Source organism: Pauljensenia sp. UMB3104, assembly GCF_030217285.1.
GTDB lineage: Bacteria > Actinomycetota > Actinomycetes > Actinomycetales > Actinomycetaceae > Pauljensenia.
Window position 1 is genome coordinate 1 of record NZ_JASONN010000584.1, and the last position, 237, is coordinate 237.

The 237-nt window shown below is 69.6% G+C and carries 1 protein-coding gene and 1 pseudogene; both read left to right on the forward strand.

The features are described from left to right. A partial coding sequence (locus tag QP415_RS12875; RefSeq protein ID WP_285100334.1) for a DUF3145 family protein occupies positions 1 to 82 on the forward strand: 82 nt, incomplete at its 5' end. Further along, a pseudogene (locus tag QP415_RS13355) lies at positions 82 to 237 on the forward strand (acyl carrier protein); the annotation flags it as partial. The gene QP415_RS12875 and the pseudogene QP415_RS13355, both read left to right, overlap by 1 nt.

The following is a 237-nucleotide window of genomic DNA, read 5'->3' on the forward strand; positions in this document are numbered from 1 at the left end:
GGCCTGGGATGATGAACTTGAGTCCTTCCGCCACGCCGGTGCCGGTGCGCCCGTGCGTTGGCTCAACAATCGGGTTGGCTGATGGGCTCCATCGCCGACCTGCTCGGTGACCAGCTGCGTGCAGGCTTAGCGCAGCTGGTCGACTCCGATGCGTCCGACGAGGCGCCCGACGCGGCCCCTGCCTCGTCCGAAAGTGTCGCTGAGACCGCCCAGGACCGCGCCCGGGAGGCCGCGATG